The following is a 25705-nucleotide window of genomic DNA, read 5'->3' on the forward strand; positions in this document are numbered from 1 at the left end:
CTACTCGTTAAACGTGCCTAATTCGTTCAAAATCCCTTGATAAAAGGTACTCCGGTCCTGGTCGCCGCGGCGTAACTCAGAGCCAATCTGCCCGTCCTTGATGAACAGGATACGTTGGCAGAAGCTAGCGGAGAACGGATCGTGGGTCACCAAGAGGACGGACATCTTTTGTTGTTCGTTGATGGTCGTCAACAGATCCAACAATTCCCGCGCGCTGGTCGAATCCAACGCCCCGGTCGGTTCATCCCCCATTAAAATGGCGGGATGGTGAACGATGGCCCGGGCAGCGGCGACCCGTTGCTTCTGACCCCCAGAGAGTTCAGCGGGGTATTTCTGCAGCAGGTCCGCAATCGACAGCGTCTCGGCCACCTCGTGAATCGCCTGGTCCATCACCTTGGAAGGCGTGCCTTTCAAGGCCAATGGTAGGCCGATATTTTCTTCAGCCGTTAAGCTTTCCAGCAAGTTGAAGTCTTGGAAAATGAAGCCGACTTCCTGTGCCCGAAAATCAGCGAGCTGGTTGCCACGCATCTGAGTGACGTCATGGCCATTGACCACCACGTCCCCCTTGGTTGGCGTGTCCAGCGTGGACAGCATGTTCAGCAGCGTTGTCTTCCCGGAGCCAGATGCCCCCATGATGCCAACGAATTCCCCGGAATCAACGGTGAAGTTCAAGCCTTTCAAGGCGGTGTACTGCCGTTCGTTTGCTTTGCCATATGTTTTTTCTAGGCCACTGACGCTGACCACTGTGTTTGTTGTCATGTTAAGTTCCCCCACTCATTAGTCTGTTGGTTAGTTACTTGTGTAATTAACTATAACGGTTCTTGGGAAATTGTCAACATTAAATTTAGAAACGTGATTGTCGGGACTGGGTCGCCTGCGGCTGCCAGGAGCTCCGCCTGCTATGGGGCCGGTTCCAGCCTGTGAAGCGGGCTTCCACCTCAACTTTGAGCCACAAGACCCGGTGTCTCAAAGATTGTCCCACGCTGTAGGCTGGGAAAGAACCCCAGCCAACACCGTCGCCACAGCTGGCTCCGTCCTGGCCTCCTCCGGCTACACTGGTCCACAACTGCGACAGAATTTAATGCAGAAACAATTTCCGGCGACCGCTTGGTTAATGTTAAAGAAACCACCAACTAATCTGCAAAAAATTAGCCAAGAGCCACCACACTCGTGCGGACTAAACTAGTCTTAGCCGCAGGGCTGGTGAAAATGTGCCAGTCGTGGGAGTGACCAGAGGCGCGCCAAGGTACCCGGCTGTGTCGATGGTCTTAATAGAGCGATTTTCTCTATTTAGAGCATGGGACAACCTTTGAGACCGCTCTTCGGCTCAAAGTTGAGGTGGAAGCCCGCCCCTCAGGCTGGAACCGGCCCCATAGCAGGGCGCCTTGAGCGCGCCGCCGGGAACGGACGCGCCACGGCCCATTTTCACCAGCCCGGAGGCGAAAAGCAAAGACAAGTGTCCACCCGCAACCAAGTGCTGGAAGGCTCTCACGCGAATTTTTGGTAAAAGTCGTGTACACTAGTACCTGTAAGCTTTTATTCTACAATTAAAGGAGTTTTTTCCGATGAAACAACTGCAATTAGGCGGGACCGACTGGCAAGCGTCAGCTGTTGCCCTGGGAATCATGCGCATGTCGACGCTCTCCGTTGACGATGCCGTTAAAGCTTTACAAGCTGCGCACGAAGCTGGCATTACCTACATTGACTCCGCTGATATTTATGGCGATGGTCAATCCGAAAAAATCTTCAAGGAAGCGCTGGCTAAGTCCGGCCTCTCCCGCGATGATTTCTACATCCAATCCAAGGGTGGTATCGTGTTGGATCAAAGTCGCAGCCATGATGGCTTAGTCTTTGGCCAACGTTACGACTTCTCCAAGCAACATTTGTTGGATTCTGTCGATGGCATTTTGGAACGGATGGGGCTGGATTACCTGGACGCCTTCTTACTTCACCGGCCAGATCCACTGATGGACCCCGCAGAAATTGCGGACGCCTTCAACACCCTGCAACGGGCAGGCAAGGTTCGCCACTTTGGGGTTTCCAACTTCAACGTGCAACAATACCTGATGGTTCAAGAAGCCGTTGACCAGAAGCTGATGTTCAACCAACTGCAATTTGGTGCCGCTCACGCCCAAATGGTAACGGAAGGTCTGCGCGTCAACATGGACGACGCCCCGGCCGTAACTGACGGCGGCTTGCTTGAATTTTCACGGCGTAAGCACGTCACGATTCAAGCCTGGTCACCTTTCCAATACGGTCTGTTCGAAGGCATGTTCATCAACGATCCTAAGTATCCTGAACTGAACGCCAAGCTCCAAGAACTCGCTGACAAGTATGGCGTTTCCAAGAATGGTATCGCCACGGCCTGGATTCTCCGGCACCCAGCCAACATTCAAGTCTTGCTGGGAACCATGAACCCTGACCACATCAAGGATAGCGCGGCCGGTGCCGACGTGAACTTGACGAAGCAGGAATGGTACGACATCTACTTCGCTGCTGGTAACTACCTGCCATAAACTTATTTTTAAACCCGCAAATGTAATTTCAACTGAGAAAGACGACGCCATCCCTGGTACTCTAGGGGATTCAGCGTCGCCTTTTTCATTGCCAAAAATTTTTGGCAAAAAGGGTTGTCATTTTAAAAAATGGTGGTAAACTGAAGTTGTTCTTGAGGGCGAGTAAGTACTCACTCGAAGATTTGGAAAGGGGATTATAATCATGTTTACCACTATTTTTTGGATTCTTGCTATTTGGTTAGTTGTTAACGGTGTTTGGACTTGCTTTGCAACGGATAACCAGGAGTTGATGAAATGGTTCGGTTGGATCAACGTGATTGCGATCATCCTAGGCTTCTGGGTATTCTACGGTGCTGCTAGCGTGGCCGTTCTGGTCGGCTGGTTCACAGCAGTTAACTGGGTCAACGTGGTCCTAGCCATCATCCAGTTAGTCCTGGCTTACCGCAAAGTCGGGTCAACCCACAACGCTTAGATTTTCCGTTTCACCCCTGACGACACAAAGAGCCGGACTGTCCTGGACACAGACAGACCGGCTCTTTTGCTCTAGTATTCCTGATTGCAACGGGTTAAACTGGTGTTATCGGTTCCGTTCCCGGCCGCGGGGGCAAGGTTAGCTACTGTGGGGCTTGGCTTTTCCATGTAGCCTAACCAACAGGTGACTTTATCAATTATGACGGTACATTACCGATTAAATCACCCGTTAGCTGCAGGGCTGGTGAAAATGGGCCAATCGTAGGAGTGACCAGAGGCCAGCCTAGTCCACGGGACAACCTTTGAGACCGTTTCTCAGGCTCAAAGTTGAGGTGGAAGCCCGCCCTTCGGCTGGAACCGACCCCACAGCAGGGCACCTTGAGCTCGACGGCGGGAACGGATACGACGGCGCCCATTTTCACCAGCCCGGAGGCCCTGACAACGACCTATTTAATCCGTAAACAAATTTGACTCAACCAAAGGTGGTATTTTCATGTCAAAGAAAATTTTGGACGAATTCCCTGATGTCATTCAGGCCAACGAAGACCTGACGCAAAAACAAAAGGACGTGCTGATTGCCAGCATCCGTCTTTTTGCCGAACAGGGTTATGCCAATACGAGTACGCGCCAGATTGCTGAGGCCGCGCACCAGTCCGAAGGGACCATGTTTAAACATTTTAAATCCAAGGCCAACATCTTGCGGGCGGCCCTGGAACCCATCATTCATGAAATCATCCCCGACGTCGAAGCCGAGTTCAAGCGCGAAACGTTGACGCACCCGGCTGCCAATCTCCATGAGTTTCTGGACTTCTTCGTCCGTAACCGCATGGCGTTCGCGGCGAATAACCAGGATGCCATCAAGGTTTTCTTCAGTGAGTTGCTTTACAACGAAACGTTGCGGACCGAATTCATTGAGACCGCTCGGCAAGAATTGATTGCCGCGTTTAAAGACACCATTTTGTTGTTACAAAAAAACAAAATCATCATCGACTGGCCATTTAACGAAATTTTTCGTTACATGATTGCCGTCGTTGTCGGCTACGTCCTGGATCGATACGTCCTCTTCCCCAATCGGGCGTGGGACGATAACGTTGAAGCCGGCTATTTAGTCGCCGAACTGGAAAAAGTTTTACAGCCCTAGTCATTGAGTCTTCCAGTTTTATGGGTTCTTGCCATGGGCAGGAACCTTTTTTCATACGCAATTTTCGTTTCGCCGGGATTAAGGCGCGTCTTGGAGGCGCCATTCCAGCACCCCTTGGTATTTGCCAGCGAGCGTATCACTATTCACCAGCATGTGGGGCCCTTGGTCCGCCTGCCAACTCCCACTGACACTGGTCTGTTCCGAGTCACTCGCCGTCGTCTTCTCCGCAACCAGCACCGCGGCCTGGCTCTGATCACCCACCGGCTGTTCTTCATGACCTCGCATGAAAATCACATGACCCCGTAATAGCTGGCCAGAAGCAGTCCGGAACGGCGTCTGCTGTTGCACGAATAATTTCCACCGCCGCTGCGGTCCCCGTTCATCCAAGACGGTTAGCCGCCACCCCGGCTTGCGTTGAATGTGTTGCGCCGTTCCAGTCAAGGTCGTGGTCGCAAAGTCTGCTTCGGGGGATACCTCCGTAAATCCTAATATTCCGGGTCCCCGCGTCAAAGTAACCTGAATTTCATTGGAATGGACCTGTGCATCCGCCTTATCTTCTGCCTGCAAAGTTAATTGATTGTCCCCCGGCTTGAGGAGTCCCGATTTCACGGTTAGTTGCGCCGTGCCGACTGGTTGTCCCGCGACTAATTGACCCGCTAAATCAGTCATAGAGACGGTCTGGCCATTCAGTTTGGCCCGTAATCGATACCCCGCCAACTCGTCCACCGCAAAGGGTTCGCCGTTGTTGGTCAACTGAACCCGCACCGTCGCATTTTCGTGATGACCCAACTGCTGCGTGGCATCACCTAAATTGGCCAGCTTCAGTTGCACGCCTGCCTGGATTCGATAGCTGGGTAACGGCAACTGCGTTTGGTAGTTGGGGCCGTAAAAGCGCGCCGTCACGGCCGGAACAGTCGTTTCATGACTTACCACTGGGACTGTTCCAGTCGCTGAAACGGTCACCCGGTTGCGGCTTTTATCTAACGTTTCCTTCCAGTTTTTTTTAATCTCAGGTTGATTTAATTCAGCCAGACTAAATGGTTCACTGATGGCATCCTGATCATAACTGACCCCACCTGCCGTCCAGGTCAATGGTTGTGGCAATGGCAGGTTCATCGTCAACGGCTGAATATCCTGATTGCTGGTCGCAGCATCATAATCAAATTGATATTGGTATCGCACCTGGTCGCCCACGGCCACCCGACCACCAGCCGGGACCGGCTGTTTGGTCGTCAAATTGTAAAGCGTGGCGTGCGGGATGATATTTCCTAAACTGTCGGAACTGTCAACCATTGCCAGGGCGTTTTCACTCTTATAGCCACTGGTCGACCCGGTAATTCCCCAGTAAACATTCCCATTTTCTGCTGTCGCACCTAACTTGCTAGGATCAACAGCCACCGTATCCTGCACGACATCTGCCCCACGCCGTGCCATCCCGGTCACCGGATCACAATCATTGTAGTGATAGGTCATTTGTTTTTTATCAGCTTGCCAGTCTAAGGTCAAATGATGCCACTGACCATCCGCAAAGTTCGTCACCATCTTGGGTTGCTTGTGATTCATACTGAAGTAGGCGCGATTAGCACTCCCAAATTGATGATAGGTTTCAGCCTCTCCCGGATAACCACTGGCAATGTGCATCCCAGAATTGACAGGTTTTTCAAGATCAAATCCATCATTCTTTCCGTAAAATGAGGGATTATTGGTGGGCTTGCTGGTGTCTCTATCGGCATCATTCTTATTTACATGGCTATCAAATTCCAGTGCCCAACTGTTCTGAATAGCTGTTTGGACAACTAAATCAACTCCGAGGCCGTTCCGATTATTCCCCCACACGCCTAAGGATTGACCAGCCCCCGCAACTGCCCGGCTTTCCCTCTCCGAGTTTTGCAAAACAAAGGCCATGCCGGATCCAGCGTTCTGACCTTTATCTCCAAAATACAGCCACAACGCGATATGCTCATCCGCATTCATATTAAACTGATTGTTCATCCGTGCCAGTCCCGTCTTGGACCAGATAGCCCCAGCTTGGACGAATCTATTATCTGGATTATCCACCGTAATCTGAGCAATTGAGGATGGCACCAAGGGTGAATCAATCAGCTTGGTAAAGTTATCCGACCCCGCCATCGAAAATAAATTATCCAACGGCACTCCCTGTGGCGCCGTTGCCAACGCGTGGTCCAAGTCCGCATTGGCCTGACCACTTATCGTCGGAAATAGTAGGCTTAACCCCACTACCATCCCCATCAACCACCGTTTCATGTCATCCTCCCCCTCGTCCGATTCAAAATAAATATAAGCCTATTAACCAACATAATTTGGATTATACAGGATGAGATAGTTCATGACAATCAATGTTAACTTTTATAATTATTTAAATATAACGTCACTTATAAAAACAGTTTCACGCTAGCTTCTTCGCGACTGCCATTATAAATTTGGCGGTTTAATTCTTTAGCGCCACAGCTAATAACAGCGCCAATTTTCCCTGGGTTATTTCGCCAGCAGTACGCGCAAAAAAAGCCAGCACCCATCTTATCCCACAAGATTGGCGCTGGCTTTAATTGTTTTGCTTATTTTTTAGTATTCGTTAAACTTGTGAATCAGTCGCTTAACTGGCCGGGCTAACCGGATTAGTAACAGCGTTAAGCCGATACTCAAGGCCACCATGCCGGCACCGAACAATGGCGTCCAGCCTAACCCAAATTGGCTCGTGACCTGACCACCGATACCGGAACCCAACGCAATCCCCACGTTGAACGCGGAAATGTTGAGGGCCGAGGCCATGGTAATGTCATTCGGCGTTTGCTTTTCTGCTAGCTGAACAATGTACAGCTGCAGGCCGGGCACGTTCATGAAGGCAAAGAAGCCCATCACTAACACGGTCAGCAAGCCCAACCATTGGTTATTAGCGGTAAACGTCAAGACTAATAACGTCACGAACAAGCCGGTAAACATTTTCAGCAGCGCTGCCAGTGGCTTCGCGTTGGCCCAGCGGCCACCTAAGGTATTGCCAATGGCCACCATCAAGCCGTACACGACCAGAATGATCACGACGGCACCAGCCGACCACCCCATTTTCTGTTCCAAGAGTGGGGAAAGGTAGGTATAAGCCACGAATGTGCCGCCATAACCTAAGGCCGTCACTAACAGGGCGACTAAAATTTGTGGATTGCCCAGCACGCGGAGAATCCCCCGAGCCGTCGCCTTACTTGGCAATGGCAGGTTGCGTGGCACCAACACGTAGTCGGCCACCAAGCCAATCAACCCAATGGCACTGATGAAGATGAAGGACCAGCGCCAGCCACCTAATTGGCCGATCATGGTTCCCAGCGGCACACCGGTCACCGTAGCCACCGTCAAACCGGTAAACATCACGGCGATTGCCGACGCCCGTTTAGAAGGCGCCACCACGTCCGCCGCGATTACGGAAGCGACGGTCATGAAGATGCCGTGCGCCAAGGCCGCAATCACCCGTCCCGCTAAGAGAACGATGAAGGCCGGTGCAAAGGCGGCGACTAAATTACCTAAGATAAATAACAACATGATAATGATCATCAACGTGTGCCGGTTAATTTGGCCGGTCAGGAGCGTCATCAATGGTGCCCCGACCATGATGCCCAACGCGTAAACGGACACCGTTAACCCAGCTTGGGCGATACTAATGTGGAAACTTTGAATCAGCAGGGGCATCAACCCCACGCTGATAAATTCGGTTGAGCCAATGGCGAATGCGCTGATAGCCAGTGCCAATAACGTCATGGCTGGTGAAATTTTCTTAGTCATAATGACCTCCTCGTTTTTCGTTTGCTAACGTAATAAATAATGATTATACTGGTTAGCAACCGGAGAACAAGAACCGACTTTAAAGTGCCCTACCTACCAAAAGGTAACTATTAGACAGGAGACCGTTTGACATGCCCACAAAAACTTATCATATTGGCGTCGAAGCCACGATGGAGATCATCGGTGGCAAATGGAAGTCCATTATCCTGTGCCATCTCCGCCATCAAACCATGCGCACCAGCGAACTTGCTCGCGCCATTCCGCAGATTTCGCAAAAGATGTTGACGCAACAGCTACGGGAATTGGAAAATGCGGACATCGTTGCCCGCCACGTTTACAAGCAGGTGCCGCCCAAGGTTGAGTATTCATTGACCGACTACGGCGAATCGCTGTCGGGAATTCTTCACGAGCTGTGCGTTTGGGGCGAGGACAATATCGACCGGCGTGAGGCTGCGGGCGAAGAGATCACCCTTCTCAGCCGCGACGACGTTTAGGGCTGAGCGGATATTGTCCGCCTTACCGGGCAGAGAAAATGGACCGGGACGCTGTGGGCGGACGCCCGAAGCCATAGAGCGGTCTTCGGGCTTACTTTGAGCCGTAAGACACGTCTCAAAGGTACCAATTCTCTAAGCGGTGAACCGCTAAGAGGATTCCCACGGCTGAGTCCATTTTCTCTGCCCTCTCGGCTTACATCCGCTTAGCCCCGAACGTCCCCCGGCTGCATGGCCGATTACGTTTTCAATATAATCGTTTCAATATTCAGATCATTGAACTCAAATTAACCGCAACAAAAAATAAAAAGCACACAAAATTTGGTCAATTTCAGACTAATTTTGTGTGCTTTTTCAACCATTAGAACCTTGATACACCAGTATTTACACTCATTTCTCAACACTTTCTAAATCGATTCTAAGAAATTCACAGGTTAAGCTTATCCCGCCCTCAAGATGATTGGGCGTCCCGGATGGTATAACTAATACATCGAAAGCGATACGCCAAACCAACAAACCTGAGGAGTGAGTAATATGAGTAAAATTAAATCAATGATGAGTAAAGTAATGTTAGGTGCCATGACCGTGACGACTCTGATGGCAACGTCCGCCGGGGCTTCCGCGGCGACCACCCAGGTGTCAACCCCCGCGCCCGCCGTTGCGGAAACATCCATCAGTTTGAAACAACAGGCACAACCCGCGATTCAACCCATGACCATCAAGCTTCACAAGCACGTGACGTCCAGCCAAATTTCGAGCCAAGTCCAAACGGCCGTTGATGCCAGCGCACTGACCCTGAATCAACAACACCACGACAGCCAACTCAAATAATTTTGCTTGATTAGTCCGCTACGGCCAGCTTCCCCCAAACACTGACGCGCACGACTACCCCAATTCCCCCCCTTAACCGGTTAGCCTCCTCCAAACACTAACCGACCCCTCAAAAACGACTCACCATCCCTCAGGTGAGTTTCCCCAATTGAACCGCGACCTTAACCGTGGTTCACCCCCCCAACAGAATAGACAACAAACCCGACTGGTAGATTGCGCCAGTCGGGTTCGTTTGTGTTTATTGCTTTTTTTGTCGTTCCCGGGTCAGGATGTCGCCAATCAGCCGGGCCAGCGTGACTTCTTTCATCTGCGCTTCCGCGGCCGCTTGGACCTCCGCGTAGGCCACTCGCAGCGTATCCTGGATGTTGCCACCCACGATGCAGTGCGGATTCGTTTTATCGTCTACGTGTAACAGATTGCCGTCGTCTTCCACGGCGCGATAGACGTCTAGCAAATTAATTTCAGCCGGGTCGCGGGCTAACTTAGGCGTCGCGGACCCCTGTTGGGTGGCTAACAGGCCGCCCCGCCTTAGTGCGCCCATCAACCGCCGTACCAGAGCGGGATTGGACTCCACGCTGGATGCGATGGCCGCACTGGATAAATCGCCATCATGACAAATATCAATGTATGCCAAAATATGAACAGCATCACTCAATTTATGCGAATAACGCACGAACAAGCCCTCCTTCTGGATTTTCTCGGCACTTATTGATGGGGCGCGTAAATGGATTGGCTCGCCCATCAGTTATTTTACCTAGACAATAAGCTTGGATATTAATTAATCACCCATATATGTCTAACGTCCATTTTAAGTTTCATGCAACCATTTCGCCACTTATTGGCTTAGCCTAACAACGCCTTACCGGTCGGCAAAAATGATTCGGAACGCTGGGGCGGACGCCAATGTTTCCGATTTCACGGCTCATGTTGGTTTAAACCCGATTTGGCAATTTTACTTCACCATTTTTAGTCATTCTTAGAACAAAAAGCACTTACCATTTACCAGTATTATTATAACGACAATTATACCGATTTAGTTTTCGTTCGCAAGGCTAGTAGCCAAGAAATCTGGCAGGCTTTGGGCTGGGTGGCCCATGATTTTGCGGTAATCGTCCGTGACCGTGGCCAGCAACCCCTTGGCCCCACCGGCGTACATGGAGGCCAGCATGTGCCCTTCGTTGCCCTCATTGTACATCTCTTCAAATTGTTTGAGCGTTACTGGTGCATAGCCGATGGTTTCATTTGATACTTGGCTTAAGACTTGGCCCAAGGCCGGCATGGTGTAAGACCGTTCCTGTGTCAGTGTGTACATGGGTTGCGTCCACAGACTTGGCGTAACGGCGACCTCTGCGAAGGCTGCGGCGCTGTCTGCTAAACTGATGAAGCTCAGCGATGCATCGCCCATGGGATAGATGACGTTGTGGCGTTCAATTAATTCTGGTAAATAAGGCACCAGTGGGTCGGCGTACAGGGCATTCCGTAAAATGGTGTAGGACAGGCTGGATGAGGCTAACCGCCGCGGCACGTACCCGTAGAACGCGGACAGGTCAAACGGATTGTCCGCTTGGTCCGCAATGAAGCCCATGACCAGTAAGTGCTTGACCTGAGCCGTCTCAGCCGCAGTAATCACATTTTCAAACTCAGTCACCCGGCTAAAACTCGTATGGGTCTTGCTGGGCACGTAAATAGCGACATCGGCGTCCTGAAGACTGGCGGCAATACTGGCTTGGTCACGATAATCCAACGGTAAAACCGTCATCCCCTGTTGGGCAAACGCAGCGGCCTTCGCTGGCGTGTGGACACCCAAAGTGATTGTGTCAGCGGCAACCCGCTTAGCTAATTCGGTCACAATTTGGCTGCCTAAATGGCCGGTGGCCCCGGTAATCACATACTTTGTCATGGTTCATTCCTCATTTCTTTTTGATGTTACTTTAAATGTTACACCATTTCGTTTTGACGTCAAACATTTAGTCTCAGGTCTCAGCATATTAAGCGCTTTCCAACACGAAAGAGACTATAATAAGGGTTAGGTATTAACCCTAAAATCAATATAAACAAGGAGTGAGTAACGTGGTTCAACAATTAGCAGGTAAAGTTGCAATCATCACGGGTGCCGGGTCCGGCATGGGGAAGTCCATGGCCGAATTATTTGCCAAGGAAGGCGCCAAAATTGTCGCCGCCGACATCAATGAAGACCGGTTAAACGAGGTTGTTAAGGCCATCACCGATGCGGGTAATGACGCCGTCGCCGCTGTGACCAACGTGACGAAGGAAGCCGATGTCGTCGCCATGGTCAAGACGGCCGTCGATAACTATGGCCACTTGGACATTCTGGTCAACAACGCCGGGATCATGGACAACATGGCCCCTGTTGGCACACTGACCAATGAGTTGTGGGACCGCGTTATGACGGTCAACACGACCAGCGTCATGCTGGCAACTCGGGAAGCACTGAAGCTATTTACCAAGCAAAAATCTGGGGTCATTTTAAACATCGCGTCCGTCGGTGGACTTGGTGGCGGCCGGGCCGGTGCGGCTTACACGGCTTCGAAACACGCTGTGGTTGGCTTGACCAAGAACACCGCCTACATGTACGAAAACGTTGGGATCAGAACCAACGCCATCGCCCCAGGTGGCATCAAGACCAACATCGCCGAATCCATAAAGGGTATTGACAAGGAAGGCATGCAACGGCAAAGTGTCGGCATGCCACTCTCACCAGAACCCGGAACCGGCGACGAAATCGCCCAAACGGCGCTGTTCTTATGTTCAGACGCCGCAAGCTACGTCAACGGGACGGTTGTGCCGGTTGATGGTGGGTGGACTAGTTACTAAAAAAGAGTGCGGAGCCAGCCGTTTAGGTTCCGAGCATTAGAGGAATAAGGCGTCTGTTCGGCAAAGCCGAGCAGGACGTCTTATTTTTCTAAGCGGAAGAACCTGGCTGGCGGAGCACGTTTCGGAGGATGCATGTTTTCGGATATCAGGGCGAGAGAAAGTTTAACGCCCCAAATCAATGTTAACAACAACGGCAAGGCCGAGCGGGGCGTCTTATTTTTCTAAGCGCAGGGACCTGCCCTGTGTAACACGTTTCAGAGGACGCATATTTCCGGATATCAAGGCGAGAGAAAATCTACCGCCCCAAACCAATATCAACAACAACCGCACCTCTAAGAAAAAGTCCGCCACCCCACTCACTCACCAAATTGACGTATCCCACCGTAACCGGTAAACTAATCAACATGATTAGTCGGTAAGGAGACGATTGGGTAAATGATGTGGTTAGTCTTTCTAATAATTGGGTTCTTAGTTGGCCTATTGGTTATTTCCACCGGGGGTGGTGGTGCGGCCATCTACTTGGGACTGTTGACCAGTGTCTTCGGTCTCGCCCCAGCCGTGGCAGCATCCACGTCCCTATTTACGGCATTCCCCTCGTTAGTGGTCGGCGCTTATGGCCACTATCGCACTGGTCAAATTCACTTTAAGGTCGGCAACCAGATGCTGATGACGGCCGTCCCGGCAACGGTGATTGGCGCGTTGCTGGCACCCTACATCCCCAACGACGTCTACACGTGGATTGTTGCCATCATCTTGACCGGCTTAGGTGTGCAGGTCCTGGCCAAACGGTTCCTGACGCACGCCAGTAAACCCGCGCGTCATCAAGGTTTGCAGGCCGCCATTTATGGCATGTTGAGCGGCATCATGGTCGGTGTGGCCGGACTGAGTGGCGGCGGGCCCATTATTGCCGGGCTCCTGGTCCTCGGCCTAGATATGTTACCGGCCGCGGCCACCTCCTCGTATGTTCTAGTCGGCACCTCGTTGGTCGGTCTCCTCTTCCATTTGTCGGCCAACAACATCGACTGGCACGTCGGCATCGGCCTGATGATTGGCGCGGTGCTCGGCGCCATCTGTGCCCCCCGTCTCCTGATGCACGTGAATCCAGAAAAACTCAACTACTACGTCAAACCCTTCATGGGCGTGCTCCTACTCGTCATGGGCTTACGTATGATTCTCTAAAAAGACTTCCAAACTAAAAACAGGCTTTGACCCACGCAAACTAGCGTGAGGCCAAAGCCTGTTTCTGTCTATTCTACTGAAAATTAACGATCCATGTAATACCAGAGCGGCCACCGATTCAAAACCACACGTCAAAAGTCTCAAGAAACAAGACTGCCAACGACGGTACTAAACCAGTGTAAGCCGTGAGGGCGTCCCAAATGGCTTCAGCCGTGGGAGTTCTCTAAGTGACGGCCTAGGTCACTTAGAGAACTGGCGTCTTTGAGACGTGACTTTCGGCTCAAAGCGAGCCTGAAGACCGCTCTTTGGCTTCAGGCGTCCGCCCACCGCGTTCCGAGCCATTTGGGACGCCCGGTAAGGCGCACTCAAACCAGTTTAGTACCTGCGCTTGCGGTCGACGGCGATGCCGGTGGCTAATAACGTGCCCGCCAGTGCAAACCCAACGGCGCTCAACCAGCTATCGTTAGCTTCGCCAGTTTGTGGTAAGCCATCGGACAAGCCCAAGGCCTGTAAGATATTGCCCCGAACGGATTCCAATTGGGCAACTAATTCCGTGTCGCCCTTGGCCCGGGCAGCGGCGATGGCAGCGTCAACCTTGTTCAACAAGGTTTCTTCAGCGGCCGTATTGCGCTCAGCCTCAAAGTCGATCAAGTCGTCTTCAAAGTCTTGCGCCATGTCTTCCGTGTATTCTGGGTGTTCATGCTCGTAGGTTAAGTTCTCGTCCCCACCGTTAGGTTCGCCTTCAGGCTCCTCGGTGTCAGGATTTTCTGTGTTCGGTTCCTCGGTATTCGGGTTCTCCGTGTTAGGGCCTTCAGTCCCAGGCGTTTCGGTGTCTGGACCTTCTGTGTCAGGACCTTCCGTACCAGGAATTTCTGGCATTTCAACATCGATCCCAGGGTGAACAGGGATTTCGAGGTCTTCTTCACCATCGCCGTCCCCGTCGCCTTCGTTGTCCTTGTTATCTTGCAAGTCCCAACGGTGGGTTTCGGCGTTAACGATGACCTTGTCCGCGATGATGTTCCCATCAATGTTGGAGCTGGCAACGACCGTGGCAGATGGCGCTAAGATACTGCCTTGGAAGGCCTTCTTAAAGTCCAACGTCCCGGTGTATTGCTTATCGCTGGCGCCGCTGTTGTAGAAGTTCCACAGCAGATGGTTGTCCCCAAAGTCTTCCGTTTCGTGATTGTCCCGGTCGGACCCGTCACTGTACTTGATCTTAATTTGAGAGTTGACGTCATAGTCCGCCGCACCACCGGTATCCACGTTGATGATGACCGTGGTCCCATCAGCGTCTGGTGATAAGCCAGAGATGGTCAGTGGCGTATTGCTATTGAGCACGTCCGGTGTCAAATTGATGACGATCTGGCCGTTAGCGTTTGGCGTCATGTCACTGATATCAATGACCCGGTTGTTCTGGTCGTCAAAGTCGCTGTTGGAATAGCTGGCTTCACTCTTTTGATTGGCCAGGGCTTCGTTCAAGACCTTCAGCTTAGCAAATTCGGCGTCAAAGTCGATGTACGTTTGTCCATTTTGATCTTGGTAAACTTCCTGAGCCAATAAGTGGTCAATGTATTGGCCGTTGACCATCGGCCGGTTCGGGTTGCTGATGTCAATTTCAATACCTTCACCGAAGATAACCTTGTTTTCCCGAGTTGAGCCCCCGGAAACGAAGGAGCTGTTGGCAATGTTGGTAATGTTCTGTATGTAAGAAATATCCTTGTCGAGCAGTTCTTCAATGATGTTAGTCCCGAAGTTCACGTTCCCAGTCAAGTTTTGAACGGCCACGTTCCCGTTGGTGTGGGCGTTCAATTCGGCTTCACGGGCAAAAATGTGAAAGACGGAGGAGACCCCGAGAATGTTGTTCAGGTCAGGGAAGTCATCGTAAACACTGCCACCGGCTTGAATCCCAGAATCCGCGTAAGGTTCAAACGCACTGGTCTTCGTGGCGGTTCCGGCAAGCTTTTGGAGCATGCTGGTAATCGTTTGCTTAGCGGCTTGCGTCTTTTCAGAACTAGCCAAACTAGCAACAGCGGCCTTGGCACTAGCCGCACTGGTGTGGGCGTAAGTGACCGTCTTAGTCGTCGTGGCGTTCTTAACCGTCTTCTTGATTGACTTCTTAACTAACTTGTTTGCCTTGAGACCTGGCTTCAACGTGCCCTTTTTCAGGGTGGTCCCTGGCCGAACGCTGGTCGTCTTCACCGTCTTGGCTGAAGATGAACTGGTCGATTGACTGTTAACTGAACTATCTTGTGCGTCAGAACTGTTTTGCTCTGAGGACATTGAAGATGCGCTCGTTGACGTTGATTGGCTACTAGATTTGCTTTCAGATTGTGAGGTTGCCCCAGTTGATTCTGCCTGACTCTCAGAACCTGTAGCGGCCTTAACTTCAGTCGTGCTGCTGGCGCTCGATGTGTTCGTGTCGGCATTGGCAGTTACCGTGGCCCCCGCGCCTAACGTGACTAACATCACAGCGCAAGCGAAGACCCAGCGACGGCCACTCTTATACATTTTGAAGTGTGTCCGTTTCGTTTCCATATCGATTAAATCCCTACCTTTCCCAAATAAACTCCACCCCCATTTTGGGCCTTCTTAAGGAAACAATCAATATAAACGGTGAAAATATTTTGAACAAAAACTACTTAATCGTCCGTTAGTTTACCACAATGACCATTTTGGCTAAAAAGTTCACAAGAAAAGGACCCGCTACCGTTTAGCGAGCCCTCAGATAATTAACATTTATGGTTATTCGTGGTGCTTAGCAGTAAAGCCCATGCCGAAGGTGGCGATGATCAAGGCAATCCCCGCAGCCAGCAGACTAGCGCCGCTCCGTTCGTTGGTTTGTGGCAACGTCGTCTTGGTTTGGTTGGCCGTTGTGGCAGCTTGGTGCTGTTCATTAGAAGCCAGTGCCTTTGGGGCAACAACTTTAGCTACCTGACCCTTGGACTCGGTGACTGGTTTAGCAGATTGACGACTTGGTTTGGCAACCAGTTGGTCAGCCTGTCCCGCCTTGGCAACTTGCTTAGCTTTAGCAGGCGTCGTGGTGTCAATCGTCGCCGCATCCCCACCTGTTTGTGGCGTGTTAGTAGCGTCCGGATTGGTGTCCGTTACAGCTTGAGCTGCATCGCCGCCATTATCGACTGTGACATCAGGCGCTGTGGTGTCGGTGCCTGGGGTCACGGTGCTGGTACCCGGATTGGTGTTGGTATCTGGATTTGTGGTACCAGTCCCTGGGTCTGTCGTGCCGGTGCCAGGGTCAGTGGTGCCAGTCCCTGGGTCAACGACAGGATCTTTGGCGTTAGTTACGGTGAAGGTCAAATCGAAGTTGTAATGATTGGTCTTCTGATTGAAGACCTCAATGGTGTAGGTACCATCGGGTGTCCCTTCAGCAGCCACAATGTTAAAGCCAATTGGATTATCCGGATCGGCCTCAACCGTAAAGTACAGATCTCCCGGAGTTCCTAAATTGTACGCAACCATTGGGTCGGTGAGATCCAGTTGACCACTCTCATCCTGAACACCTTTGATCACATCAGTAATTGGGTCAAAGGAACGGACCGTTGGGGTGATGGTATAGTCTTTACCGGTAACCGTTTGATACATGGAGTTGCCCAAGATTCCCATGTTTTTCTGAATTCCCGTAACCAGATTATTATGGCTGAAATCGTACATCCCAGTATAAGCGCTCATGTCTGGAATGTCTGTTAAATGGTTGTATCCCAGATATAAGTAAGTCACCTTAGGCATCGTCGTCAAACTAGGAATCGCGCCAGTCAGTTGATTGTTATCCATTTGAAGAGACTTCAGGTCAGTAAACGCCGAAAGGTCAGGAACCTGTCCAGTTAAGCCATAGTTACTGACAGTCAGCGATGTTAATTTCTTATTGTTAGCCAGCAAGTTAACGAGCGCTGTCGCATCCATAGTGCCGGTTGCAGTGCCTTTATTGTAAAGTTTCAAATAGGTTAAGTTAGGCGCAAAAGAAAAATCAATCATGCCAGAAGCCGGGATGTAACCGTAGTAAGTAAAGCTAGTCAGATTTGTGAAATATTGCAGACCTTCCAGGCTTTGTGCGTCAGCAAATGTCTGCGATGAATCAGGTGAAAGCACGGTCGCTCCTTGGACATAAGTGGCCAGATTGCTGTCATCTACGGTCGTCTTGTTCGTTTTGCTCAAGGACGCTTCAACCCAGGCCCGCAAGTTTGCATCCGGCATCCAAACCGAAGCATCAATACTTGGTGCTTCATCCCGTAACAGGGAGTCACTTTCAACCACTGGCTTAACCTTGCTAAGATTGCTGACGTCTTCTTGCTTGTCCCCATTAAGATTCTCATCCACTGGTGTTTCTAAAGGCGCTTGTTTAATTTTATTTTCAGGTTCTACTGAGTTTTGGAGTTGCTGCTGGTTTTCTGGTTGCCCTTGGTTTTGGACATCCTTACTAGGATCACCTTGCTTGTCACCGGCTACATTATTTGGAACATCCTTATCTTGGTCAACAGGTTTGTTAGCATCTTCGACATTGGCATTTTTGCTCTCGTCAGTGTTGATGTCTTTGTTAATATCCTTATCGGTATTGACCGCACCCGCACCGTTTGCAGAGCCATCACCTTTGTCTAAAGAACCTGAATCGCTGTTAACTGCCGGAGTGTCAACTGTGTCGCCGACTGCTGGATTTTGCTCATCAGCTGCTGGTTTGACCACGCTTGTTTCTGGTTCACTTGCGTCATTGGTATCAGCTTGTGCCGTTACGTTGGCCCCCACCAGACCCAAGCCGAGACTCATGATCGTGATGCAAGCGAAAACCCAGTGTTTGCCTGCCTTATAGCTCTTGTAGTGTTCCTTTGATTCACTCTTTAAGTTCCGCATGATAGCTTCCTCCTCATTGATTTGTGTTGTTGCGTTCGCCCTAGTCATCGATTTTAATTGTAACAGTTTGGTAAAAGTGGATAACATTTATATATCTACATTGTAGTCCGATTTACAACAAAATCAAGCTTAATTGTCAGGTGATAAAACTAATCACACTCGAACCGTGTTTTCATCAAAATAATTAATTTTGATAATGGTGAATCCCTGTTTCGTCAATGGTTTTACCTATTTTTCGTTTAAAATCAGCTAGCACTTCCATGCCCAGTTATCAGCGGTTTTTAGGGACAAAATCAGCGGTCTGTCGTTTAAGTCAAGGATCGTCATTTTAAATAGTTTTAGGACACTCTATATTCGTTATTTATCTTTACTTTACGCAAAAAGAACACCCCTACTCGGCAGTGTTCTTTGGCTTTGGTCATATAAGTTCCCTAATTCTTTAATCTTTCCCACGATGCGCCAATCCCCAAAAGGCAATCAGCAGGCCAATCACGCCCAGAAGCTGGTAGGCACTTTGCCCATCCGTCTGTGGTAACAGAGCGTTGCCCTTGGACTGCGGTGTCGTTGGCATGACGAGTGGCAATTTACTGGGATGTTGCTTAGCCGGTGCGGTCGACTGACTGGTCGTTCCTGTATCCACTTGGTCGGCCGCACTACCGGCAACACTAACTGGCACCGGCTTTACCTGATTCGGCTTATTCCCAGTATCCACCTGATTCGGTTGCTGACCGGGCGTCGGTTTCGGAGTTGGAGGTGTTCCTCCATCAGTCGGCGGTGTCACAATCGGTGGTGTCACGACAGGAGGTGTAACAACTGGAGGCGTGACACTAGGCTTTTCCGTTGCATTCTTCCGATAAACATAAGTAATTTCGATGGGCATTTCTGTATAAACGCCCTGGGCATTCTCTGGCGTTTTGCTGAGCGTGTAGTCCTTGATTTCTCGCGGTATCGTCCTGTAGGCGTCATCGACATACCCATCGGGAAGTTCTTTATTCTTGGCTAAGGAATGCCCCTCTTCATCTTGGTAACGCACAGTAATTTTCCCCGCCTTTTTGGCTGTAGTGTAGGGCTGAATCACGTACCATTCGACGTCTGAATCATTGGAAACCACATCCCCCGGCTCCACATCTGCCATCGCCACCAAGTAGTAATAATTGGGAAGCTGTATTTGGTGCTCCTCTAAAGGCTCCGCATCCCCTGGCTTCTGGTCCGGAATATTAACGTAGGTCAGATTTCCCCAATCGTTCTCGTCAATATCTCCCCCCAGCAAAACATCATCGTTGGGAATATTGTGATAGATATAGCGATTGAAATAATAATCATTATGGTTATTCTCATCAATATGAAAATCCATATCTTGGTCGACCCATTCCCCAGGACTATACAGACCGGGGAGATCCCCGCTCGGTAGATAGTAGGGCGCCAGCATATGGGCCGTCCGTTTTTCCGGGTCGACTTTAATCGTAGGCAACGTAATATACTGTTCCGTAATCGTTAATTGCCAAAAGTCTTTGCCATTTAGCGGCCGGAAATCCGAGATTTGATTAAAGGTTAAATAGAGTTGTTCCAGGTTATTCAGATTTTTCAGCGGCGAAATATCTTTGATTCGATTATTATCGAGAATGGCCGACCGCAAGTGTATCAATCCAGCTAGTGGCGAGAGATCCACGACATCTCCATACATTTGATAGGGGCTATTGTTAACCATTCCTCCGCCCAAAGCAATGTGTTCCAAGTTCTTGGCATATTCGATACCCTTGAGAGAAAATTCCGTGTGCCCATCAATATATGTACTAATTCCACTTGATTCTGCATTACCGGTAATGCGTAGGGCATCTAAACGCAGCATATCCTGTTGCGTAATCTCATTCTCGGCCGCCCAAGTTTTATGGTCTGCCTGGGGCTCGCGCCGTAGCTCCGTCAAAACGGCCGTCTGTAGCGTCTTATTCGGCATCCACTGATCAATCGCTGCTTCCGTACGCTTAGGCTGTTTGGATAACGCATCGGTTTTCTCGCTGACAACTTCCGACACCGGTGTCGCCGCAACCACTGCGGTCGTGGACTGTTGTTGGTCATCCACCGGCTTATTCGCTTTAACCCGTCGCAGTTGGCGTTTGCCGGGCTGAGATAAAACGACGCCGTTACCGCTTAAGGCCTGTGGCGCTATCGTCCCCGCCTCCGCAACAGTTTCTGGCTCCACTGCGGTCTCAGCCTCTGGGCTAGATTCAACGCTGGACACTCCCGGTTCTAACTCTGAACTCACTGGCTTCGGTTCTTCCTCAGCCGCCGTCACCACCGACTCTGCCACCGGCGCGGCATCGGCCACCTCATCTGCCTCGGCAACCGTCCCCGTGGTCAGCTGCCAGCCGAATCCAGCCAACGTTGCTGCCGTCCATAACCCATACTTCTGCCAATTTTTTCTTCGTCGTTTCCCCAATTGTCTTCCCCCTAAAGTTCGTCAACTAGTGCCGTGTCACCGAAAATAATTATGTTAATAGTGGGACCCGCCCACCATTTCGTTATCAATTATTATAGTGGAGTGGTCGGTGAAAATCTACTATAATATTAATTATTTATAATATGACGATTACTTTTACCCACGTTTACATTTTGACAATAAAAAAGCCTCAACGTCCTAGACATCAAGGCTTTCATCCACTCACTTATTCACTTTTTCGACGAAAACCTAGCCAGCCACCAATAGTCGTCGCGGCTAGTAACGCCACGCCCCACCAGGCTGAGTTTGCTTGGTCGTTGGTTTGTGGCAAGGTTGTCGCTGAGGCCGCGGACTTCTGTGGCGTCGCAGCAGTCGCACCATTCGCCAACTGGACCGGCTGGCCACTGGCCGTTGCCCCCGCGCCGCCTTCATCCTGGGCCGTTGTCACGGAAACGCTTGGTTTCTGATCATCCCCATCGCCGGTCGCCAAGTCACCGTCGTCGCCATCATTGCCATCAGTGATGAGGTCCCCACCACCGCCAGTTTCTAACTTTTCATACACGTAGGTGATGGTGCCATCCGCGTCGCCAAAGGTTCCACTGGCATTTCCTGGCGTCGTCACCAACCGATAGCCGGTCACGTCTAAGGCACTCGTTGAATACGTGGTGCCTGGCTTCCCACTAATCGTCTGGCTAGCGGCGATGTTGGTGCCATCCGCCAGCTGATAGTAAATGGTCATCGTAACATCCGCAGCCGGCGTCACGACCGGTGGGGTCACGGTGCCGCCGCCATCCTTTTCATACACGTAGGTGACCGTAATGGCTTCGCTGCCGTACTGACCGGTGGCGTTTTCCGGCGTCGTTTTCAACTTGTATCCCGGAATGTCTAGTGGCGTGGTCGTGTAGTCTTCCCCGACCATCCCCGTTGGCAGCGTCACATCCTTGGCGATGGCGTTGCCCTGCTCGTCATGATGTTGCACGACCACGGGCGCCGCGTCCTCCGCGATATCGTAGCCCTGGGCAACCACGAACAGGTAACTGCCATACGAGTCCGAGCCATCCGCCCGGCCCGTCAAGAAGTAGTTATTTTCCTGTGGATCGACTGTCACGGTCGGATACTCCGTGATACCCGGAATCTGTGGCTGCAATTCCGTATAGTTCAGTCCGCCCTGACCGTCGCTGACCCCAACCCCACCGGTAAAGTAGAAACGGTAGGTAAAGGCGCCGTTGTAGTAGAAGACGGGGTCGGCGATTCGGACCGGCACTTGTTCCAGCTGAATCAGGTCGCCATCGATCGTGATAAATTGAATCTTCAGGTGGGCACTCAGGTCGGTGGCACTCACCTTAACGGGGTCTAAAATCACCATTTGTGAGCCCGCATGAAAACTGGTGTAGTTGATGCCCTTTAATGGTGAGAAATCATGAATTCGATTGAACGCCAGTAGCAATTCCTTTAAATTGGTTAAATTAGCTAGTGGTGTCACATCGGTGATCCGGTTGTGTTGCAGGTCCAGTTTTTCTAGCTTGGTCAACCCGGCTAACGGTGTCACATCAGCGATATCACCATAGTAAGCGCCCGGAGCTGCGTTCAAATTCCCCCCCATGGTTAACGACGTCAGATTTGTGGCGTATTCCAAGCCAGTCAGAGAAAATTCGGTCTTGCCATCGATATAGGTGCCGGCCCCACTCTGGATTGACAGGGTCTTCAACAGCGCCATATCTGCTTGGGTAATGTCATCGACGCTGTTCCAGCTCTGACCTGGATTCTGAGATTTCAGATTTTTCAAAACAGCCTGTTGAAGCGTGGTGTTCGGCATCCACTCGCTGATAGCGGTTGCCCGCTGCTGGTGCGCCAACTTCACCGTGGCCGGCTTGGCAACCTCGGCCTTAACCAATTTCACGGCCTTCAACTCGGTCGTTGCGCCGGTCTGCTTGTGGGTCTTGGGCTTGGCCGTTTCTGAAATAGGCACGGCCGTTTCCGGTACGGTGTCGGCCGCGATAGGCTCGGCCGTCTGTGGGTCTTCTGTCGTGACATCCGCCGCCGGCTTTTCTGGCGTGGTGGTCGTCTTGTCTCCGGCTTCAGTTTCGAGGTCGCCTGCTGTTACTGAATCATTTGTGGCACCGCTTTCATTTTCGGTATCAGTAACGGTATCTGTTTCCGTCGTGGTTGGATGACCGTCAACGTCTGGTGTCGTGAGCGTCACTTCTCGATCCTGATGGGCGTTCGTCGTGGTCGTCGTCTCTGCTTTGGCTGGGGAAGGTGTTTCACCAGTGGTATCCGCTTGGACACCCTCTGGCGCCGCAAACGCAAGCGCTGCCGTTAAGACGCCGGCAAACACCCACGTGCGCCCCTTCTTATACATCTTCACCCGGTGTGTTGATTCATCCCGTTTAAGCACATTAATCCTCCTCAATTTGTCGGCATCATTGCCGGTAGCAACAGTGGTGTAACGAAATCGATAATTAGTGTGGTAGTTGGTCATCTTTAACCACCCCTAGTATAACCGGTTACCGCTTGAAAAGCCAGCATAGGATAAAACATTAATGGTGTAGTTTGTCACTTGAATTAGTTCGACTAACATCTATTTCAGAGCATACTAAAGGGCGCCGATAATTTCGCTGGCGCCCTTTTGGGTTGTAATGCTTTGATTATTGCTCTTTATGCTTCAACTTTAATCCAAATAGTCCCAAGACCATAACTAACAGCGCAATACCCCAAGACTGTGAACTTTGCTCGTCATCATTGGTCTGCGGCAAACTACCCGTCACTGTCTTCGAAATATTTGGCTGGTCTGTCTGCTTACCAGTCTTGAACACTGCTGTGGCAACTGACTGATTACCATGACTGCCAGTTAAAGTATCCGCCTGACCACCCGTTTGAGGCTTCTTCGCCGGTATCTGCTTGTCACCAGGTGACGTAATCGTTGGTTTATTCAGTTGCGTCGTTGGTCTGTCTGTATCTGGTGTAATTTTATCTCCAGTTCCACCAGTCTTTTCGTAAATATAGGTGACCGCAAAATCCTTGTTGCCCAGCGTGCCACTCGCATTCGCTGGCGTCACGGATAACCGATACCCATCCGCTACCTTCGCGGCGGGACTGGTCGTATAGGCATCCCCCGCCTTACCCGCGACAGTTACGTCCGGCGCGACCATGGTACCAGTCGCTGTTTGATAATGAACAGTGACTGTAATTTTTTGCTCAGGCGTGACGACTGGTGGGGTAACAGTCCCAGTGTTCTTGGTGTACACGAAGGTAACCTTAGTTGGCATGTCCGTGAAAATTCCTTGAGCATCCCCTTGCGTTTCTTTGTAAGTATATCCGTCAATATCAGGGTGATTTATGTTATAGTTTTTGCCAATTTGACCAGAAATTTCTATGCTATCGTTAATTGGATTTCCAGACTCATCTTTGTAGTACACGGTCACGGTTGTCATCGTAGCCTTTTTATAAATGAAATCGACTGTTTTGGGTGTAGGAGAAAAGATCCCTGTGATTGTCGACGGTGTCTCATAACCAGCAATATCGGGTGCGTCAAAACTAAATTTTTTCCCAATCTTTCCATTAACTATATTATTCAGCCTAAGTGGCTTGCGTTGCTCATCCAAGTATCTAACTGTGACTGACACTAAGCTATCACTAATTTCGTACGGCTGTACCACCACAATAAACGGCTCACTAGTGTTAGCAGGGTAAGCATACGTTCCAACCATGTAAAATAACAGCTGATTAGGTACCACCTGTGCACCACTATACATAGTATAAGGATAGAGTCCATTGTTCTTCAAATTGGTATAAACTAGGCCGCCATCTGTTTCCGTTGCATCCCCACCACGTCCACACAACCAAAACTTTTCAGTCGAGGGCGTTATGTACTCGGCAGGAACAAACGTTGCTCCCTTTCCTTGAATCAGCGGTGCCAACTGTCCGCCAGGAAGATAAGCCCTAAATGGCATTTCAGCAGCTCGTGTTGCGCTTGAAACGTAGATTTTAGGTAACGTGATAAACTGTGATTCATAGTTGAAATATGTATACTGATTTGGATTTAGTGATGAAAAATCCGAAATTTTGTTGAACTCCAATTGCAGGCTAGTAACATTCTTTAAATTTGCAAGTGGCGTCACATCAGAGATTGAATTACATTCAAGCCAAACCGTCTGTAATTTTGTTAAATTTCTCAATGGTGAAATATCATTAATTCCAGAATAGATAGGCGACAATGAATCTTGCGCTTGAGCTAACCCATTAAATACGATACTTGTAAGATTAGTTGCGTATTGAAGGCCTTCCAAAGAATAAGGTGTGTGATCATCAATCCACGTTGTTCCACTGCCATTCAAGCTGGTTAGATACAACATGTCCGATTGCGTAATATCTCTGGTATTTTTCCATCTTTTGCCATTAGGTGAAATATTATTCAGTGTCTTTAAGATTTCTGTCTGCAATCTAGTGTTCGGCATCCACTTATCAATCGAATTCTCAGCCTCAGAAACTGGTTGGACCACCGTTACAGCAGATGTTGGTGTTGACGCAATTGACCGTAACCGTGGATTTAATTTCTGAGTCTCAGGCTCCTTTTTTACTACCACAGGATTTGAATTATCTGGTAGCATAGCTTGCCTGTCAGATTGGTCCACCGTTGTTACTGCTGTGGGTTCCTCGGTCACTCTATTTTCATCCACTAAGTCAGCTTTTTTTTGCGATGAAGTGACAGCATTTTCTGTCCCTTCTGAATCCACACTATTTGAGTTTCTAGTAGTGACTGAGTCTGATGGCGTTTGCGGGTCTGCAACAGGTGTCTGCACAAAACCCTCACCGTCTTTGGCAGCTTGTTTATCAGCTTCATCCGTTGTCGGCTCTTTTTCAGTGACAGTCAACGTTTGCGTCTTCTGCTGATTTAAAATTGTCTCCTGGTTAGAGTCCGCCATAACATTCTCCTGATCAGCATCAACATCCGGCACAACATCCGCAGATATCGGCTGACTATCCAAGATTCCCCACACCAACGAAACCGCGACTGTGGTCATCACTAACCATCTTTTATCCGTGTTATACATTATTTTATATTTTCTAATAACTTTATCCATATAAACTCCCCCTATTCAGTCCCTACTCTCTTATCCAACTCGTAAGCAGGCTATAACGGCCATCTCACAAA

The 25705-nt window shown here is 50.2% G+C and carries 17 protein-coding genes; 7 read left to right on the forward strand and 10 right to left on the reverse strand.

Annotated elements, in window-relative coordinates:
• Entirely contained in the window at window positions 1-759 is a 759-nt protein-coding gene (locus tag ACEPST_RS03095) for an ABC transporter ATP-binding protein (RefSeq protein ID WP_204121875.1), read from the reverse strand.
• 806 nt (window positions 760-1565) lie between these two features.
• Between ACEPST_RS03095 and ACEPST_RS03100 the strand changes: the two genes are divergently transcribed.
• From ACEPST_RS03100 to ACEPST_RS03110, 3 genes are all read left to right on the forward strand, one after another.
• Window positions 1566-2516, forward strand: a complete 951-nt coding sequence (locus ACEPST_RS03100; protein ID WP_203642244.1) for an aldo/keto reductase — start codon at window positions 1566-1568, stop codon at window positions 2514-2516.
• 202 nt (window positions 2517-2718) lie between these two features.
• Window positions 2719-2988, forward strand: coding sequence for a hypothetical protein (locus tag ACEPST_RS03105; RefSeq protein WP_125764715.1), 270 nt, complete (start codon window positions 2719-2721; stop codon window positions 2986-2988).
• Between the two features lie 492 nt (window positions 2989-3480).
• Window positions 3481-4128, forward strand: a complete 648-nt coding sequence (locus tag ACEPST_RS03110) for a TetR/AcrR family transcriptional regulator (RefSeq protein WP_204121874.1) — start codon at window positions 3481-3483, stop codon at window positions 4126-4128.
• Between the two features lie 78 nt (window positions 4129-4206).
• Here ACEPST_RS03110 and ACEPST_RS03115 read toward each other — a convergent pair whose 3' ends face one another.
• Together ACEPST_RS03115 and ACEPST_RS03120 are read right to left on the reverse strand one after the other, a co-directional pair.
• Entirely contained in the window at window positions 4207-6393 is a 2187-nt protein-coding gene (locus ACEPST_RS03115) for a lectin-like domain-containing protein (protein WP_204121873.1), read from the reverse strand.
• Between the two features lie 318 nt (window positions 6394-6711).
• A complete protein-coding gene (locus ACEPST_RS03120; protein WP_204121872.1) occupies window positions 6712-7917 on the reverse strand; it encodes an MFS transporter in 1206 nt (401 codons plus the stop codon).
• Between the two features lie 131 nt (window positions 7918-8048).
• On the opposite strand from ACEPST_RS03120, the gene ACEPST_RS03125 reads away from it, so the two are divergent.
• Complete coding sequence (locus ACEPST_RS03125; RefSeq protein WP_125764707.1) at window positions 8049-8411, forward strand: winged helix-turn-helix transcriptional regulator; 363 nt, start codon at window positions 8049-8051, stop codon at window positions 8409-8411.
• A 531-nt stretch (window positions 8412-8942) separates the two neighbouring features.
• Window positions 8943-9239 (forward strand): hypothetical protein, encoded by a 297-nt coding sequence (locus tag ACEPST_RS03130; RefSeq protein WP_204121871.1) that lies wholly within the window; start codon window positions 8943-8945, stop codon window positions 9237-9239.
• A gap of 238 nt (window positions 9240-9477) precedes the next feature.
• On the opposite strand, the gene ACEPST_RS03135 is transcribed toward ACEPST_RS03130, so the two are convergent.
• Both ACEPST_RS03135 and ACEPST_RS03140 read right to left on the reverse strand, forming a co-directional pair.
• Complete coding sequence (locus ACEPST_RS03135; protein ID WP_204121870.1) at window positions 9478-9912, reverse strand: Rrf2 family transcriptional regulator; 435 nt, start codon at window positions 9910-9912, stop codon at window positions 9478-9480.
• A 360-nt stretch (window positions 9913-10272) separates the two neighbouring features.
• On the reverse strand, window positions 10273-11139 hold the full coding sequence (locus ACEPST_RS03140; protein ID WP_204121869.1) for an SDR family oxidoreductase: 867 nt from the start codon (window positions 11137-11139) through the stop codon (window positions 10273-10275).
• Between the two features lie 170 nt (window positions 11140-11309).
• Between ACEPST_RS03140 and ACEPST_RS03145 the strand changes: the two genes are divergently transcribed.
• Together ACEPST_RS03145 and ACEPST_RS03150 are read left to right on the forward strand one after the other, a co-directional pair.
• The gene (locus ACEPST_RS03145) at window positions 11310-12074 is read left to right on the forward strand and encodes a glucose 1-dehydrogenase (protein WP_204121868.1); all 765 of its coding nucleotides are present in this window, start codon (window positions 11310-11312) and stop codon (window positions 12072-12074) included.
• A gap of 435 nt (window positions 12075-12509) precedes the next feature.
• Complete coding sequence (locus ACEPST_RS03150; RefSeq protein WP_204121867.1) at window positions 12510-13253, forward strand: sulfite exporter TauE/SafE family protein; 744 nt, start codon at window positions 12510-12512, stop codon at window positions 13251-13253.
• A gap of 375 nt (window positions 13254-13628) precedes the next feature.
• Here ACEPST_RS03150 and ACEPST_RS03155 read toward each other — a convergent pair whose 3' ends face one another.
• The 5 genes from ACEPST_RS03155 to ACEPST_RS03175 all read right to left on the reverse strand — a co-directional run bounded on the left by ACEPST_RS03155 (window position 13629) and on the right by ACEPST_RS03175 (window position 25634).
• On the reverse strand, window positions 13629-15788 hold the full coding sequence (locus tag ACEPST_RS03155; protein ID WP_204121866.1) for a collagen-binding domain-containing protein: 2160 nt from the start codon (window positions 15786-15788) through the stop codon (window positions 13629-13631).
• A 207-nt stretch (window positions 15789-15995) separates the two neighbouring features.
• Window positions 15996-18113, reverse strand: coding sequence for a KxYKxGKxW signal peptide domain-containing protein (locus ACEPST_RS03160; protein WP_204121865.1), 2118 nt, complete (start codon window positions 18111-18113; stop codon window positions 15996-15998).
• Window positions 18114-18552: 439 nt separating this feature from the next.
• Complete coding sequence (locus tag ACEPST_RS03165) at window positions 18553-20550, reverse strand: MucBP domain-containing protein (RefSeq protein WP_395390494.1); 1998 nt, start codon at window positions 20548-20550, stop codon at window positions 18553-18555.
• A 226-nt stretch (window positions 20551-20776) separates the two neighbouring features.
• Window positions 20777-22948, reverse strand: coding sequence for a MucBP domain-containing protein (locus ACEPST_RS03170; protein ID WP_204121863.1), 2172 nt, complete (start codon window positions 22946-22948; stop codon window positions 20777-20779).
• 250 nt (window positions 22949-23198) lie between these two features.
• Window positions 23199-25634 (reverse strand): MucBP domain-containing protein, encoded by a 2436-nt coding sequence (locus ACEPST_RS03175; protein WP_204121862.1) that lies wholly within the window; start codon window positions 25632-25634, stop codon window positions 23199-23201.
• Between the last annotated feature and the right edge of the window lie 71 nt (window positions 25635-25705).

Source organism: Levilactobacillus sp. FUA 3915 (assembly GCF_044053135.1).
In the GTDB taxonomy this organism is placed as follows: Bacteria; Bacillota; Bacilli; order Lactobacillales; family Lactobacillaceae; genus Levilactobacillus; species Levilactobacillus lanxiensis.

Excerpts from the sequence above, each read along its gene's own strand:
- ACEPST_RS03095 (WP_204121875.1), bottom strand. The coding sequence starts at position 759 with ATGACAACAAACACAGTGGTCAGCGTCAGTGGCCTAGAAAAAACATAT.
- ACEPST_RS03100 (WP_203642244.1), top strand. The coding sequence starts at position 1,566 with ATGAAACAACTGCAATTAGGCGGGACCGACTGGCAAGCGTCAGCTGTT.
- ACEPST_RS03105 (WP_125764715.1), top strand. The coding sequence starts at position 2,719 with ATGTTTACCACTATTTTTTGGATTCTTGCTATTTGGTTAGTTGTTAAC.
- ACEPST_RS03110 (WP_204121874.1), top strand. The coding sequence starts at position 3,481 with ATGTCAAAGAAAATTTTGGACGAATTCCCTGATGTCATTCAGGCCAAC.
- ACEPST_RS03115 (WP_204121873.1), bottom strand. The coding sequence starts at position 6,393 with ATGAAACGGTGGTTGATGGGGATGGTAGTGGGGTTAAGCCTACTATTT.
- ACEPST_RS03120 (WP_204121872.1), bottom strand. The coding sequence starts at position 7,917 with ATGACTAAGAAAATTTCACCAGCCATGACGTTATTGGCACTGGCTATC.
- ACEPST_RS03125 (WP_125764707.1), top strand. The coding sequence starts at position 8,049 with ATGCCCACAAAAACTTATCATATTGGCGTCGAAGCCACGATGGAGATC.
- ACEPST_RS03130 (WP_204121871.1), top strand. The coding sequence starts at position 8,943 with ATGAGTAAAATTAAATCAATGATGAGTAAAGTAATGTTAGGTGCCATG.
- ACEPST_RS03140 (WP_204121869.1), bottom strand. The coding sequence starts at position 11,139 with ATGACAAAGTATGTGATTACCGGGGCCACCGGCCATTTAGGCAGCCAA.
- ACEPST_RS03150 (WP_204121867.1), top strand. The coding sequence starts at position 12,510 with ATGATGTGGTTAGTCTTTCTAATAATTGGGTTCTTAGTTGGCCTATTG.
- ACEPST_RS03155 (WP_204121866.1), bottom strand. The coding sequence starts at position 15,788 with ATGGAAACGAAACGGACACACTTCAAAATGTATAAGAGTGGCCGTCGC.
- ACEPST_RS03160 (WP_204121865.1), bottom strand. The coding sequence starts at position 18,113 with ATGCGGAACTTAAAGAGTGAATCAAAGGAACACTACAAGAGCTATAAG.
- ACEPST_RS03175 (WP_204121862.1), bottom strand. The coding sequence starts at position 25,634 with ATGGATAAAGTTATTAGAAAATATAAAATAATGTATAACACGGATAAA.